This is a genomic window from Pseudomonas sp. UBA3153 (assembly GCF_002364635.1).
GTDB classification, from domain to species: domain Bacteria; phylum Pseudomonadota; class Gammaproteobacteria; order Pseudomonadales; family Pseudomonadaceae; genus Pseudomonas_O; species Pseudomonas_O kuykendallii.
The window spans coordinates 90,453-105,371 of sequence record NZ_DEYR01000045.1 but is presented as its reverse complement, the minus strand read 5'-3'; the positions used below and the strand labels follow the sequence as shown (position 1 = coordinate 105,371).

Below are 14,919 nucleotides of genomic sequence, written 5' to 3'. Positions count from 1 at the left end.
CAGCAGCGTGTAGGTTGGGCTTCAGCCCAGCGCCTGCACCCGTATTCGGTGGGCTGAAGCCCACCCTACGGCCTGGTTTGGAAATCGGTGCAAGGGTAGGGCGGGTGTAACCCGCGTTGGTGAGGCTCAATGCCCGCCGCCGCCCTGGATTCCCTTGGGCAGGGCGCGGGTCAGCAGAACCGCGATCATGCTGATGCCCAGCGCGATGCCCACGCAGTGGAAGGCGTCGTTGTAGGCCATGATCGCCGCCTGCTGGTGGACGATCTCGTTAAGCTTGCCCAGCGCCGCGGTTTCGTTGCCGAGTTGCCCGGTCAGCAGGTTCAGGCGTTCGGCGACCTGCGGGTTGCTCGGCACCACGGCCTCACGCAGGTAGTCGAAGTAGACCTTGGTGCGGCTGTCCAGCAGCGTGGCGAGCAGGGCGATGCCGATCGCACCGCCGAGGTTGCGCAGGATGTTGAACAGGCTGGAGGCCGAGCCGGCGTCCTGCGGCTGGATGTAGGCGGTGGCGATCAGCGAGATGGTCACCATGATCATCGGCTGGCCGAGGGCGCGAATGATCTGGATCGGGTGGAACTGGTCGCCGGCGAAGTCCGGGTTGAGGGCGCCCGAGGCGAAGCTGGAGAAACCGAACAGGGCGAAACCGGCGGCGCACAGCAGCTTCGGCGGGATCACCTTCATCAGCTTGGGCACGAAGGGAATCAGCACCAGCTGCGGCAACCCCATCCACATGATCACTTCGCCGATCTGCAGCGCGTTGTAGTTCTGGATCTGTGCCAGGTACAGCGGCAGCAGGTAGATCGAGCCGTAGAGCCCCAGGCCCATGCCGAGGCTGGCGATGCTGGTCAGGCCGAAGTTGCGCTCGCGCAGGATGCCGAGGTTGATCAGCGGATGCGGGCGGGACACCTGCAGGATGACGAACAGGATCAGGCTGACCAGCGCGGTGGAGCCCAGGCCGACGATCAGCGAGGACTCCAGCCAGTCCTTGCGGTGGCCTTCCTCGAGGAACACCTGCAGGCAGCCGAGGCCGATGGCCAGGGTGACGATGCCCGCGTAGTCGCTGGTCTTCAGCAGCTCCCAGTGCGGCGCCTTCTTCTCCAGCCCGTAGAGCAACCCGGCGATCATCAGCAAGCCGGGCGGCACGTTGATGTAGAAGATGTATTCCCAACCCCAGTTCTCGGTCAGCCAGCCGCCCAGCGTCGGGCCGATAGAGGGCGCGAAGGTGGCGGTGATGGCGAACAGCGCCATGCCCTTGGCCCGGTGGTGTTCGGGCAGCTTGATCAGCGTGAGGGTGAACGCCAGAGGAATCAGCGCGCCGCCGGTGAAGCCCTGCAGCGCGCGGAAGACGATCATGCTCTCCAGGTTCCAGGCCATCGAGCAGAGCAGCGACGAGGCGAGGAAACCCAGCGACACCCACACCGCCAGCCGGCGCGCCGAGAGCAGCTGCACCAGCCAGGCGGTGAGCGGAATCATGATGATTTCCGCCACCAGGTAGGAGGTGGAAATCCACGAGCCTTCCTCCAGCGTGGCGGACAGCGCGCCCTGGATGTCCTTGAGCGAGGAGTTGGTGATCTGGATGTCGAGCACCGCCATGAAGGCGCCGAGCATGGCGCTCATCACGGCGATCCAGTCGCGCCGGCTGGGCTCGCCGGTCGGCCGGATCAGTTGATCGCCGGCCACGCTATTCGGCGGCCTGGAGGCTGACGTCGACGTCCACCGACATGCCCGGACGGATGCGCCCCTTGAGCGGGTTGTCGGCGGGAATGGCGATCTTCACCGGGATGCGCTGCACCACCTTGGTGAAGTTGCCGGTGGCGTTGTCCGGCGGCAGCAGGCTGAACTGCGCGCCGGAGGCGGCGAACAGGCTCTGCAGGCGGCCTTCGATGGGGGCGTCGGGAAAGCTGTCGAAGGTCAGTTCGGCCTTCTGTCCCGGCGCCATCTTGCCGATCTGGGTTTCCTTGAAATTGGCCTGAACCCAGATCGCCTCGTCCGGCACCAGCGCCAGCAGGTGACTGCCGACCTGGGTGTATTGCCCGGCGCGGGCGCTGCGCTGGCCGACCAGCCCGGAGACCGGGGCGTGGATTTCGGTGCGCCTGAGGTTCAGTTCGGCCTGGGCGAGATCGGCGCGGGCGCTGGCGATCTGTGCGTCGAGGCGCTTGAGGTCGGCGTTCAGGGCTTCCACCTGCTGGCGTTGCCCGGCGAGGTCCGCCTGCGCCTTGGCCATCTGCGAGCGTGCCACGCGGCTGTCGGCGGACAGCGTGGTGACGCGCTCCTCGGAGACGTAGCCGGGTTTGCGCAGGGCCTGCGCGCGCGACAGGTCGACCTGCGTCCGCCCGAGCGTCGCCTGGCTGGCGGCGACGTCCGCCTCGCTGGCGGCGATCAGGCTGGCCTGCTGGGTCAGCCGGCTCTGCGCTTGCGCACGTTCGGCCTCGCGCGTGGCGAGCGTGGCGCGGGCGCGCTCCAGGGCGAGCTGGAAGTCGTCCGGCTCCAGGCGAATCAGCAGATCGCCCTTGTTCACCTGCTGGTTGTCGTCGACCAGCACTTCCACTACCCGCGCGCTCACCTGGCTGGAAATACGGGTGATCTCGCCTTGAACGTAGGCGTTGTCGGTGTGTTCGTGGAAACGGCCGACCAGCCACCAGTGGGCTAAGAAGGCGCCGACCACGAGGGCGACGAGGAGCAGAAAAAGGAACAGGCGGCGTTTGAGTTGCGCGGGCATGGGGCGGGGCTCGAGGCGATTCTTGGAATTTGGGCAGAAGAATCTACCAGTGTTCCCGAATGGCATATAGCCGCTACACTTCCGAAATTTGTTGCGTATAGGGAACAATAATGGGTCTTGATGATGCGCTGATTTTTACCCGGGTCGTCGAATACCACAGCTTCACCCAGGCCGCGCAGAGCCTGGGCATGCAGAAATCCACCGTCAGCCGGCGCATCGCGCTGCTCGAGGAACGCCTCGGCGTGCGCCTGCTCAACCGCACCACCCGCAAGCTGAGGCTGACCGAAGTCGGGCAGGCCTACTACGAGCGCTGCCGGCAGATCATGCTGGACTTCGCCGAGGCCGAGCAGGCGGTCACCCAGTTGCAGAAAGACCCGTCCGGCCTGCTGAGGATCACCGCGCCGATCGAGTTCGGCCAGCTGTTCCTCGGGCGCCTGCTCGGCGCCTTCATGCGCGACAACCCGCAGATCATCGCCGAGGTCGAGCTCACCTCGCGCCAGGTCGATCCGGTGGAGGAGGGCGTCGACATCGTCATCCACATCGGCCAGCCGCAGGATTCCAGCCTGGTCGCGCGGATGCTCTGCGAGAACCCCCGGCGCCTGTGTGCCAGCCCGCTCTATCTCGAACTCAACGGTACGCCACGGAACGAGGCGGACCTCGCTGCCCACCGGGCGATCCTGATGCCGCACGACTCCCCGCGCTACTGGCCGATACTCGGGCAGAACATTCCCTGCCATCGGGTGCTTTCCTCGAACAACATCAGCTTCGGTCGCGAGGCGGCCCTGGCCGGTGCCGGCATCGCGGCGCTGCCGATGATGATGTGCGAGGAGGAGGTCCGCTCCGGGCAACTCATCGAGCTGCTGCCGGATGCACGCCTGCCGATGGGCGAGCTTTACGCACTGTATCCGTCGCGGCGCTTCCAGGCGATGAAGGTCAAGGCCTTCCTCGATTTCCTGATGACCCACCTGCCGGTCGAGAACGGTCGCTTGCTGGAGCCATCCGCCGCCCGCCTGTTAACATCGCGGCTTTGATCGACCCTCCGTTCCGCCCCCCGTTTCGAGAGACGCCATGACCACCGTCCGTACCCGCATCGCGCCGTCGCCCACTGGCGATCCGCACGTCGGCACCGCTTACATCGCCCTGTTCAACCTGTGCTTCGCGCGCCAGCACGGCGGCCAGTTCATCCTGCGCATCGAGGACACCGACCAGGTCCGCTCGACCCGCGAATCCGAACAGCAGATCTACGACGCCCTGCGCTGGCTCGGCATCGAGTGGGACGAGGGTCCGGACGTCGGCGGCCCGCACGGCCCCTACCGGCAGAGCGAGCGCGGCGAGATCTACCGCAAGTACGCGCTGGAGCTGGTCGAGAAGGGCCATGCCTTCTACTGCTTCTGCACCCCGGAAGAACTCGACCAGATGCGCGCCGAGCAGATCGCGCGCGGTGAGACGCCGCGTTACGACGGTCGCGGCCTGCTGCTCTCCGAGGAGGAAGTGCAGCGTCGCCTGGCCGCCGGCGAGCCCCACGTGATCCGCATGAAGGTGCCCAGCGAAGGCATCTGCGTGGTGCCGGACATGCTGCGCGGCAACGTCGAGATTCCATGGGACCGCATGGACATGCAGGTGCTGATGAAGACCGATGGCCTGCCGACTTACTTCCTCGCCAACGTCGTCGACGACCACCTGATGAACATCACCCACGTGCTGCGTGGCGAAGAGTGGCTGCCGTCGGCGCCCAAGCTGATCAAGCTGTACGAATACTTCGGCTGGGAGCAGCCGGCGCTGTGCTACATGCCGCTGCTGCGCAATCCGGACAAGAGCAAGCTGTCCAAGCGCAAGAACCCGACCTCGGTCACCTTCTACGAGCGCATGGGCTTCCTTCCCGAGGCGATGCTCAACTACCTCGGGCGCATGGGCTGGTCGATGCCCGACGAGCGCGAGAAATTCTCCCTCGCGGAGATGATCGAGCATTTCGACGTCAACCGCGTATCGCTCGGTGGGCCGATCTTCGATCTGGAGAAGCTCTCCTGGCTCAACGGCCAGTGGCTGCGCGAACTGCCGGTGGAGCGTTTCGCCGCCGAAGTGCAGAAGTGGGCGCTGAATCCCGACTACCTGATGAAGATCGCTCCGCACGTTCAGGGCCGGGTGGAAACCCTGAGCCAGATCGCGCCGCTGGCCGGGTTCTTCTTCTCCGGCGGGCTGAACCTGGACGCGAGCCTGTTCGAGCACAAGAAGCTGTCCGCCGACCAGGTGCGCCAGGTCATGCAGCTGGTGCTGTGGAAGCTCGAAGCGCTGCGTCAGTGGGAGAAGGAGCGCATCACCGGCTGCATCCAGGCGGTGGCCGAGTCGCTGCAGCTCAAGCTGCGCGATCTGATGCCGCTGATGTTCCCGGCGATCACCGGCCAGGCCAGTTCGGTGTCGGTGCTCGATGCCATGGAGATCCTCGGCCCGGACCTGACCCGCTTCCGCTTGCGCCAGGCGCTGGAGCTGCTGGGCGGGGTGTCGAAGAAAGAGACCAAGGAATGGGAGAAGCTGCTCGCGGCGATCGCCTGACGGGCGTGGATGTCGCAGTCGCCTTTCTGCCACCTTCGCTTTTAAGTAATTGTTCTTGTGGCGGAAAATTTTCAAAGCCGGCAAAAATACTGTTGACAGCCCCAAGGTCCCCACCTACTATGCGCCCCGTCCTCGAGACGGGGCTATAGCTCAGCTGGGAGAGCGCTTGCATGGCATGCAAGAGGTCGACGGTTCGATCCCGTCTAGCTCCACCAATTTGCCACGGTCAGTTCACGAGCTGGCTGATGTTGTAGAAGGGTTTGCGTCCCCTTCGTCTAGTGGCCTAGGACACCGCCCTTTCACGGCGGTAACAGGGGTTCGAGTCCCCTAGGGGACGCCATTATTCCAGCAGCGACGTTTTGGCGCCGCGAGTCGAGAGACGATAAATCCGGGGCTATAGCTCAGCTGGGAGAGCGCTTGCATGGCATGCAAGAGGTCGACGGTTCGATCCCGTCTAGCTCCACCAATTCACGGACAAGGCCAGCCAGGTGCTGGCCTTGTTTTTCGAAGGTTTCGTCCCCTTCGTCTAGTGGCCTAGGACACCGCCCTTTCACGGCGGTAACAGGGGTTCGAGTCCCCTAGGGGACGCCATTTTTTTTACCCGTGTCTTACGGGATGTTAAGGGTCACCCCTCATTGGGTGGCCCTTTTGTTTTTCTGTCGCCGGATTTTCGTTCGACGCATCGCAACCGCTAGACTCGCTGTCTTTGCCAACCGGGAGTCGAACCGTGAACTGGGATTTCCCCGAGCCTTTCCTGATCGATTTGCAGGTCGCCGCCGAAGACATCGACGGCCTCGGCCACGCCAACAATGCGGTTTACGTCAGCTGGCTGGAGCGCTGCGCCTGGCGCCATTCGCAGAGCCTCGGACTTGACCTGGCCGAATACCGTCGGCTCGACCGGGCGATGGCCGTGGTGCGGCACGAGATCGATTACCTGGCCGCCGCCTACGAGGGCGACGAGCTGCGCATGGCGACCTGGATCGTCGAATCCGATCAGCGCCTGCGCATGAACCGGCACTTCCAGTTGATACGGGGCAGCGATGCCAGCGTACTGCTGCGCGCGCAGACCACCTTCGTCTGCATCGAACTGTCCACCGGCCGCCCCAAGCGAATGCCTGCAGAGTTCGTCGAGGGTTACGGGCGCGCGCTGCTTCCGGTCGCCGCCAGAGGCTGATTCACTCGATCTGCGGCGAGAGGAAGAATCCGGACGCGTTCTGCATCACCTTGTAGCCGCGGGTCTCGCCCGGCTGCAGAAGCACCGACTGGACGCTGACCTGGGCCTGGTCCGGCTTGCACAGCGCCGAGCCGGCCTGCGCGACGCTCAGGGCGATATCGCCGGCCGCCACTTCCAGCACCACCTGTTCGCCCGGCGGTATCTGCGCCGCCATCTGGTTTTGAACGTACAGGTCCACCGTGCAGGCATTCAGTCCTTCCTCGTCGCGACTGACGATCAGCCGCGCCGGCGAATCGGGCGCCGGGTTTTCCGCTGGCGGCGCCATCGCGCCGTTCCCCATCGCGGGTGGCGGGCTGGCCGTGGCCAGTCCGCAGGAAACCGCGAACAGCGCGGCAAGCAGGCTTCGTTGCAGGTTCATCGTCGATTCTCCATGTCCTGTCTACACAGACAGCCGGCGCCGGCGATAGCTCCCGGCCCCTGTGCCCGCCCGGTCGCGGCACGTAAACTACGCGACTTTTTCCGCGAGACCGCCGTTATGCAGATCGCCCTGGCGCCCATGGAGGGGCTGGTCGATGAAATTCTCCGCGATGTGCTGACCGGCGTCGGCGGCGTCGACTGGTGCGTCACCGAGTTCATCCGCGTCAGCGACCGGCTGTTGCCCGCCTCGCACTTCCACAAGCTGGCGCCGGAACTGCGCGACGGTTCGCGCACGCCGTCCGGTACGCCGATGCGGGTGCAACTGCTCGGCTCCGATCCCGCCTGCCTGGCCGACAACGCGGCCTTCGCCTGTGGCCTGGGCGCGCCGGTGATCGACCTCAACTTCGGCTGCCCGGCGAAGACCGTGAACAAGTCGCGCGGCGGTGCGGTGTTGCTCAGGGAGCCCGAGCTGCTTCACGCGATCGTCACCGAGGTTCGCCGCGGCGTGCCGGCGGCGATTCCGGTCACGGCAAAGATGCGCCTGGGTTTCGACAGCCCCGATGTTGCGCTGGATTGCGCGCGGGCGCTGGCCGACGCTGGCGCCGCGCAGATCGTGGTCCATGCGCGAACCAAGGTGCAGGGCTACAAGCCGCCGGCGCACTGGGAATGGGTGGCGCGCGTGCAGGAGGTGGTACCGGTCCCGGTGTACGCCAATGGCGATATCTGGACGCTGGAGGACTGGCGGCGCTGCCGCGAGATCAGCGGCGCGCGCGACATCATGCTCGGTCGCGGACTGGTTTCCCGCCCGGATCTCGCCCGGCAGATCGCCACGGCGAAGGCCGGGCGGGCGGTCGAGCCGATGACCTGGAGCGAGCTGTTGCCGCTGCTGCGCGCGTTCTGGCTGCAGGCGCGACGCAAGCTGTCGCCGCGTTATGCGCCGGGACGCCTCAAGCAATGGCTGGCCATGCTGATGCGCAGCTATCCCGAGGCGGTGGCGCTGTTCGGCGCGATCCGCCGGGAGAGCGACTGCGGCCTGATCGACCGCTTGCTCGGCGTGGACCCGATGGCGCTGCCGGCAATGCGAATCGCCTGAGTTCCCTCAGCTCAGCGGCCGCCCAGATCCAGCAACGCGCCGGGTACTGCGCCTGTTTTCGACCTGAAGATTTCCTGACGAACGGTATTTTTCGCCGGGCTTGAAATCGTTTCGGGCGTCCTCATCTTGGTTCTCGCGGGGATGCCGAAGACGGGTTTCCGCCACTTACCACTTGCTGATTATTCAGGAGATTAGACATGAGTACTGCTCTTTCCATGGCTCCACTGTTCCGCCAATCCATCGGTTTCGATCGTTTCAACGATCTCTTCGAGTCGGCCCTGCGCAATGACGCCGGCAGCTCGTACCCACCCTACAACGTCGAGAAGCACGCCGACGACCAGTACCGCATCGTCATCGCTGCGGCCGGTTTCCAGGAGTCCGATCTCGAGTTGCAGGTCGAGCGCGGCGTACTGACCGTCAGCGGCGGCAAGCGCGAGCGCAGCGAGGAAAACGTCACCTTCCTGCACCAGGGCATCGCCCAGCGTGGCTTCAAGCTGTCGTTCCGCCTCGCCGACCACATCGAAGTTAAATCGGCCGGGCTGGCCAACGGGCTGCTCAGCATCGAGCTGCTGCGCGTCGTACCGGAAGAAGCGAAGGCCAAGCGCATTCCGATCGCCAGCGAGCGTCCGGCGCTGAACAGCTGAGTCATCGTCAAAGACGAAAAGGGGCGCCGCGGCGCCCCTTTTTCTTGCCCGCGGTTTTCCGTTCGGGATCAGTCGGCTGGTGCCGCACTTTTCAGCAACTCGCGGAACCGCTCCAGCGGCAGCGGCTTGCTGAACAGGTAGCCCTGATAGAGGTGGCAGCCCTGGCGCTGGAGAAGCGCGAGCTGGTCCTTCTGCTCGACGCCCTCGGCGAGGATCTCCAGGCCCAGTGCGCGCGCCATGGCGATGATGGCGCGGACGATTTCCGCATCGCTGGGGTTGTTCACCGCGTCGCGGACGAACGACTGGTCGATCTTCAGCATGTCCACCGGTAGCTGCTTGAGGTAGGTCAGCGACGAGTAGCCGGTGCCGAAATCGTCCATCGCGAAGGTCAGGCCCAGGCGCTTGAGACGCAGCATCTTGCCGATGGTCTCCTCGAGGTTCTGGATCACGATGCTTTCGGTGATCTCAAGCTTCAGCAGGGTTTCCGGCAGTTGGCTCTGTTCCAGGCAGCGTTCGACACGGGCAACGAAGTCACTGTGGCCGAACTGGCGCGGACTGATGTTGATGCACAGGCTGAAGTGCTGCGCATCGATCAGCCCGTCGCGCAGCAACTCGGCGCAGACCTCGCAGGCGCGCTGCAGCACCCAGCCGCCGACTTCGTAGATCAGCCCGCTTTCCTCCAGGATCTGGATGAACTGCCCCGGTGGGCGTGGCCCCAGCGTCGGATGCTCCCAGCGCAACAGCGCCTCGGCACCGACGATGCGGCCGCTGCGGGCGTCCACCTGCGGCTGGAAGTGCAGGTCGAATTCGTTGCGTGCCTGTGCCAGGCGCAGGTCGTTTTCCAGGCGCAGACGTTCGCTGGCGGCTTCCTGCATGCTGCTGCGGAACAGCTGGATGGCGTTGCGCCCCTGCTCCTTGGCCTTGTACAGGGCAATGTCGGCGCGCTTGAGCAGGTCCGCCGGGGTGCTGCCATGATCGGGAATCAGCGCGATGCCGATGCTCGGCGTGACCTGCAGGCGCTGGCCGTCGAGCAACATGGGTTCGGCGAGCAGCCGGCGCAATTTGTCGGCGATCTGCCGGACCCGGCGGGTGACTTCACCGCGTTCGCCCTCCAGCCCGGACAGCAGCACGACGAACTCGTCGCCGCCCAGGCGGGCGACGGTGTCCTCCTGGCGCGTGCTGGCTTCCAGGCGTGCGGTGATCATCTTCAGCACGGCGTCGCCGACCGGGTGGCCGAGGGAGTCGTTGATGTGCTTGAAGTGGTCGAGGTCGACGAACATCAGCGCGCCGCGCATGCCGTGGCGGCGGAGCAGGGCGATCTGCTGCTTGAGACGGTCCATCAGCAGCGCGCGGTTCGGCAGGTTGGTCAGCGAGTCGTGATAGGCCAGGTGCTGCACCTGGGCCTGCGCGGCCTTCAACTGGCTGATGTCGCGCGCCGTGAGCAGCAGGCAGTGCACGCCGTTCAGCTCGATGGGCTCCACCGACACCTCGAAGGTGAGGATCTCGCCGTTGTGGTGCAGGCCGCGCAGCTCCTGGTGCTTGACCCGGCCATCGCGCTTCAGCGTCTCGATCATCGCCTCGCGCTCGGCGGGGTCGGCCCAGATGTCGAGCTCGAACACGCTCTTGCCGATGACCTCATCGGCGCGGTAGCCGGTGAGCCGGGTGAAGCCCTCGTTGACCTCGATGTAGCGGCCGCTGTCGCGCTCGCTGATGGTGATGGCGTCCGGGCTGGAGTGGAACGCCTTGGCGAACTTCTCCTCGCTGGCCTGCAGCGCGGCTTCGGCACGCTTGCGTTTGGTGATGTCGCGGAAGGTGGTGGTGATGCACAGCGCGCCGTCCACATGGATGAAGCGGCTGGAGATCACGCAGGTCAGCTCCTGGCCGGCGCGCGTGCGGAAATGCGCTTCGATGTTGGTCAGCTCGCGTTCGGTTTGAATGCGCTCGTAGAGCCGCTGGCGCTGTTCCGGGTCGGCCCAGAAATTCAGCTGCTCGGCGCTCTTGCCGGCCGCGTCCTCGGGCTTCCAGCCGAACGTGGCGGTGAAGCTGGGGTTGATTTCGATGAAGGTGCCCGGGTCCACGCAGGTCACGCAGATCGGATCGGGGCTCGCCTCGAACAGGGTGGCGAATTTCTCCTCCGAGGCCGCCAGGCGCTGTTCGCGCTCCACCCGGTCGGTGATGTCGACCAGGATGCCGGCCATGCGCAGCGGCTTGCCACGCTCGTCGCGGTAGAGCTTGGCGGTGTTTTCCAGGTAGCGCAGGCGCCCGTCGGCAAGGCGCGTGCGGTAGATGTTCTGGTACTCGGTGCGGCGGCTGGCGAGCAGCGCCCGATAGGTCTTGCGGATCTTGATCCGGTCGTCCAGATAGACGCTGCCGAAGAAGTCCTGGAAGTTGCCCTGGTAGGGCTGCTCGGCGAGCCCGTGAAGCGCCGACGAGCGCGCGGAGCCGTACAGCGCGTCGCTGGGAATGTGCCAGTTCCAGGTGCCCAGGGAGGCGGATTCCAGCGCCAGTTGCAGGCGTTCCTGGCTGACTTTCAGCGCCTGCTCCTGTTCGCGCTGGCGGGTAATGTCGCGCACCGTCAGCACCAGGCAGCGCTGGCCTTCGAGTTCCACCTCGCCGCCGTACAGCAGGTTGATGCTGCGCCGGCCATCGCGATGGTAGAGGTGTGCCTCGAGGTCGCGGAAATGGCCTTGCTTCAGGGCTTCGAGCATGCGCTGGCGTTCACTGAGGTCGCTCCAGATGCCCAGGTCCATCGAGGTGCGGCCGAGGGCTTCGGCCTTGCTCCAGCCGAACTGGCGCTCGAAGCCCGGATTGATCTCGAGGAAGCGCCCGCTGAGCAGTTCGGTGATCACCACCGCATCGGGGCTGCTGAGGAAGGCGTTGGCGAACTTGTTCTCGCTGGCGCGCAGCGCGGATTCGGCGCGCTTGCGCTCGCTGGTGTCGAGGAAGGTACAGAGCAGGAAGGGCTCGTCGTGGATTTCCAGGTGCTTGCAGGACAACGTGCCGTCGAGCACGCGGCCGTCCTGGGTGCGCAGCTGGACCTCCTGGATCACCGGGTCCGAGGTCAGCGAAACGCTGCGGATGATGAAGTCGCGTTGCGCCAGGTTGACCCACAGTCCGATGTCCTGGGTGGTGCGGTTCTGCGTCTGTGCGCGGCTCCAGCCGAACAGGGTCTTGAACTGGTGGTTGGTTTCGATCAGCAGCCCGTCGGGGTACTTCACCAGGAAGATCGCGTCCGGGCTCATCTCGAACAGGCTGGAGAAGCGGTGCTCTGAACTGATCAGCGCTTCCTCGCGCGCCCGTTGCTCGTCGATGCCGCGGCATACGCCGAGCAGAAGGCGGCTGCCGTCTGCGCGCTGGCGCAGGCTGCCACCGAGTTCCAGCCAGTACAGGCCGCCGTCGGCGCGGTGCATCCGGTGGCGATAGGTCTGCGCGCTGCCGTCGGCGAGTGCCTGGAAGATCGCCAGGACCTCGCCCTGTTCCTCCTCCGGCACCTGGCTCAGGTAATCGACGGCGCCCGCCCGGCCGCTGCCATCGAGGCCAAACAGCCTGAGCGCGCCCGGCGAGGCATGGAGTTCGCCGCTGTCGACGGACCAGTACCAGACGCCGAGGTGGGCACCGTCCAGCGCCGCCAGCAGCAGGGGTGCGTCGTGCCAGATATCGTCGAAGCCAGGCGAGTCTTGCGGAACGATGCGGGGATTGGGGAAGCGGCGCTTGTCGGCCATCGCGATTCTTCTTGGGCTGGCGGCCACGCGACAGGGTCGTGCAGCGGCAGAATGCCATTATGTGGCTACGTTAGCGTCCGTCCCGACGCCAGCGCAACCATCGGCGCTGCTGTCGAGCAGGGCCATGAAGGCTTTTGCCGCATTCGACAGCGTTCGCTCGGTGTGCAGGATATAGCCCAGCTGGCGATTGAGCTGGATACCGCCCAGCGGCAGGCGCGCCACCTGCTCGTCGAGCATGGTGCGCGGCAGCACGCTCCAGGCCAGTCCGATGGACACCATCATCTTGATCGTCTCCAGGTAGTTGGTGCTCATGGCGATGTTCGGCGTGAGCCCCTGGCCCTCGAACAGCCGCTGCACGATGTGATGAGTGAAGGTGTTGCCGCCGGGAAACACCGCCGGGTGCTGGGCGACGTCCTCCAGACTGATCCGCTGCTTCAAGGCCAGCGGGTGCTCGGGCGCGGCGACGAAATCCAGCGGGTCGCTCCATACCGGCACCGCTTTCACCGGCGCCGCCGTGGCTGGCGCCAGGGTGATCACCGCCAGCTCGGCGCGGCCATGGAGGATTTCCTCATAGGCCACTTCCGAATCGAGGAACTGGATGTCCAGCGCCACCTGCGGATGGGCGCGGGTGAAGGCGCGCAGCAGCGGCGGCAGGCGATGCAGACCGATGTGATGGCTGGTGGCGAGGGTCAGCCGACCGCTGACGTCGCCGCTCAGGTTGGTCAGCGCGCGGCGCGTATCGTCGAGCACGTTGAGGATGCGATAGGCGCGCGGCAGCAGGGCGCGACCAGCTTCGGTGAGGCTGACTTCGCGGCCCAGTCGGTCGAACAGGCGCACCTTGAGCTGCTGCTCGAGGGCGGCGATGCGCTTGCTCACCGCCGGTTGGGTCAGGTGCAGGCGTTCACCGGCTATCGAAAAACTGCCGGTTTCGGCCACGGCGATGAAGGCGTTGAGGTTGGCGAGGTCCACGGCAGATCCCTTGAGCGCGCGCTTTGCTGCTTTCCTTGGCGTTATAGCTCAAGTCATTCCCTGCGGGAATGCGCCTGATGAAAAAGATGAATTGGAGTTATCCCGGCGCCCCCTTTAGCATTCGCCCCTACAAGCCAGGTGGGTTTTCATGCAGCGCCACCCCGGCATAGAAAAGATCCTGATGAGGAACAACCGAAATGGCCGGCAAGACGCTCTACGACAAGCTCTGGGAAGCCCATGAAGTGAAGCGGCGCGACGATGGGTCGTCGCTGATCTACATCGACCGCCACATCCTTCACGAGGTGACCTCGCCGCAGGCGTTCGAAGGCCTGCGCCTGGCCGGTCGCAAACCCTGGCGCATCGACGCCAACATCGCCACGCCCGACCACAACGTGCCGACTACCCGTACCGAGCGGCAGGGTGGCCTCGCGGCGATCTCCGACGAAGTCTCGCGCATCCAGGTGATGACCCTGGACGAGAACTGCGACGACTTCGGCATCCTCGAATTCAAGATGAACGACGTGCGCCAGGGCATCGTCCACGTGATCGGCCCGGAGCAGGGCGCGACCCTGCCGGGCATGACCGTGGTCTGCGGTGACTCGCACACCTCGACCCATGGCGCGTTCGGCGCGCTGGCACACGGCATCGGCACCTCGGAAGTCGAGCACGTGCTCGCCACCCAGTGCCTGATCGCCAAGAAGATGAAGAACATGCAGGTGCGCGTCGAAGGCAAGTTGCCCTTCGGCGTGACCGCCAAGGACATCGTCCTCGCGGTGATCGGCAAGATCGGCACCGCCGGCGGCAACGGCCATGCGCTGGAATTCGCCGGCAGCGCGATTCGCGATCTGTCGATGGAAGGCCGCATGACCCTCTGCAACATGTCCATCGAGGCCGGTGCCCGCGTTGGCATGGTCGCCGCGGACCAGAAGACCATCGACTACGTGAAGGGCCGCCCGTATTCGCCCAAGGGCGAGGACTGGGACAAGGCCGTGGCGGCCTGGGCCGACCTGGTGTCGGACGACGACGCGCATTTCGACACCGTGGTCGAGCTGCGTGCCGAAGACATCAAGCCGCAGGTCAGCTGGGGCACTTCGCCGGAGATGGTCCTCGCCGTCGACCAGAGCGTGCCGGACCCGGCGCGCGAGGCCGATCCGGTCAAGCGCGATTCGATCGAGCGCGCACTCAAGTACATGGGCCTGGCCGCCAACCAGGCGATCACCGATATCAAGCTGGACCGTGTCTTCATCGGTTCCTGCACCAACTCGCGGATCGAAGACCTGCGCGCCGCCGCCGAAGTGGCCAAGGGCCGCAAGGTCGCGGCCAACGTGATCCAGGCGATGGTGGTGCCGGGTTCCGGGCTGGTCAAACAGCAGGCCGAGGAGGAGGGGCTGGACAAGATCTTCCTCGACGCCGGTTTCGAATGGCGTGAGCCCGGCTGCTCGATGTGCCTGGCGATGAACCCGGACAAGCTCGGCAGCGGCGAACACTGCGCTTCCACCTCCAACCGCAACTTCGAAGGCCGCCAGGGCGCGGGTGGGCGCACCCACCTGGTCAGCCCGGCGATGGCCGCCGCCGCCGCGGTGACCGGCCACTTCATCGACGTTCGCGAATTGATCCAGGCCTGAGGAAGCAGA

11 protein-coding genes and 4 tRNA genes are annotated in these 14,919 nt (G+C 65.5%); 10 read left to right on the top strand and 5 right to left on the bottom strand.

Annotated elements, in window-relative coordinates:
* Window positions 1-126: 126 nt before the first annotated feature.
* Together B2X67_RS11560 and B2X67_RS11555 are read right to left on the bottom strand one after the other, a co-directional pair.
* Complete coding sequence (locus B2X67_RS11560; protein ID WP_273234539.1) at window positions 127-1,617, bottom strand: MDR family MFS transporter; 1,491 nt, start codon at window positions 1,615-1,617, stop codon at window positions 127-129.
* A 61-nt stretch (window positions 1,618-1,678) separates the two neighbouring features.
* Window positions 1,679-2,716 (bottom strand): HlyD family secretion protein, encoded by a 1,038-nt coding sequence (locus B2X67_RS11555; RefSeq protein ID WP_286785570.1) that lies wholly within the window; start codon window positions 2,714-2,716, stop codon window positions 1,679-1,681.
* Between the two features lie 110 nt (window positions 2,717-2,826).
* Between B2X67_RS11555 and B2X67_RS11550 the strand changes: the two genes are divergently transcribed.
* The 7 genes from B2X67_RS11550 (at window position 2,827) to B2X67_RS11520 (ending at window position 6,440) form a co-directional block, all read left to right on the top strand.
* The gene (locus B2X67_RS11550; protein ID WP_273234504.1) at window positions 2,827-3,747 is read left to right on the top strand and encodes a LysR family transcriptional regulator; all 921 of its coding nucleotides are present in this window, start codon (window positions 2,827-2,829) and stop codon (window positions 3,745-3,747) included.
* Between the two features lie 37 nt (window positions 3,748-3,784).
* The gene (gene gltX, locus B2X67_RS11545) at window positions 3,785-5,266 is read left to right on the top strand and encodes a glutamate--tRNA ligase (protein ID WP_286785569.1); all 1,482 of its coding nucleotides are present in this window, start codon (window positions 3,785-3,787) and stop codon (window positions 5,264-5,266) included.
* Between the two features lie 139 nt (window positions 5,267-5,405).
* Window positions 5,406-5,481, top strand: a tRNA-Ala gene (locus B2X67_RS11540).
* 49 nt (window positions 5,482-5,530) lie between these two features.
* Window positions 5,531-5,606, top strand: a tRNA-Glu gene (locus B2X67_RS11535).
* A gap of 50 nt (window positions 5,607-5,656) precedes the next feature.
* A tRNA-Ala gene (locus tag B2X67_RS11530) sits at window positions 5,657-5,732 on the top strand.
* 49 nt (window positions 5,733-5,781) lie between these two features.
* Window positions 5,782-5,857 (top strand) — tRNA-Glu (locus B2X67_RS11525).
* Between the two features lie 136 nt (window positions 5,858-5,993).
* Entirely contained in the window at window positions 5,994-6,440 is a 447-nt protein-coding gene (locus tag B2X67_RS11520; protein WP_286785568.1) for an acyl-CoA thioesterase, read from the top strand.
* Window position 6,441: 1 nt separating this feature from the next.
* Here B2X67_RS11520 and B2X67_RS11515 read toward each other — a convergent pair whose 3' ends face one another.
* Window positions 6,442-6,858: a hypothetical protein gene (locus B2X67_RS11515; RefSeq protein WP_286785567.1), complete on the bottom strand. Its 417-nt coding sequence runs from the start codon at window positions 6,856-6,858 to the stop codon at window positions 6,442-6,444.
* 117 nt (window positions 6,859-6,975) lie between these two features.
* Between B2X67_RS11515 and B2X67_RS11510 the strand changes: the two genes are divergently transcribed.
* Together B2X67_RS11510 and B2X67_RS11505 are read left to right on the top strand one after the other, a co-directional pair.
* Window positions 6,976-7,950, top strand: coding sequence for a tRNA dihydrouridine synthase (locus B2X67_RS11510; protein ID WP_286785566.1), 975 nt, complete (start codon window positions 6,976-6,978; stop codon window positions 7,948-7,950).
* Window positions 7,951-8,147: 197 nt separating this feature from the next.
* Complete coding sequence (locus B2X67_RS11505; RefSeq protein WP_273234513.1) at window positions 8,148-8,594, top strand: Hsp20 family protein; 447 nt, start codon at window positions 8,148-8,150, stop codon at window positions 8,592-8,594.
* A 68-nt stretch (window positions 8,595-8,662) separates the two neighbouring features.
* On the opposite strand, the gene B2X67_RS11500 is transcribed toward B2X67_RS11505, so the two are convergent.
* Window positions 8,663-12,322 (bottom strand): PAS domain S-box protein, encoded by a 3,660-nt coding sequence (locus B2X67_RS11500; RefSeq protein WP_414704007.1) that lies wholly within the window; start codon window positions 12,320-12,322, stop codon window positions 8,663-8,665.
* A 51-nt stretch (window positions 12,323-12,373) separates the two neighbouring features.
* Window positions 12,374-13,285, bottom strand: a complete 912-nt coding sequence (locus B2X67_RS11495; protein WP_286785564.1) for a LysR family transcriptional regulator — start codon at window positions 13,283-13,285, stop codon at window positions 12,374-12,376.
* A 197-nt stretch (window positions 13,286-13,482) separates the two neighbouring features.
* Here B2X67_RS11495 and leuC point away from each other — a divergent pair, with 197 nt between their 5' ends.
* Entirely contained in the window at window positions 13,483-14,910 is a 1,428-nt protein-coding gene (leuC, locus tag B2X67_RS11490) for a 3-isopropylmalate dehydratase large subunit (protein ID WP_273234518.1), read from the top strand.
* Window positions 14,911-14,919 lie beyond the last annotated feature (9 nt).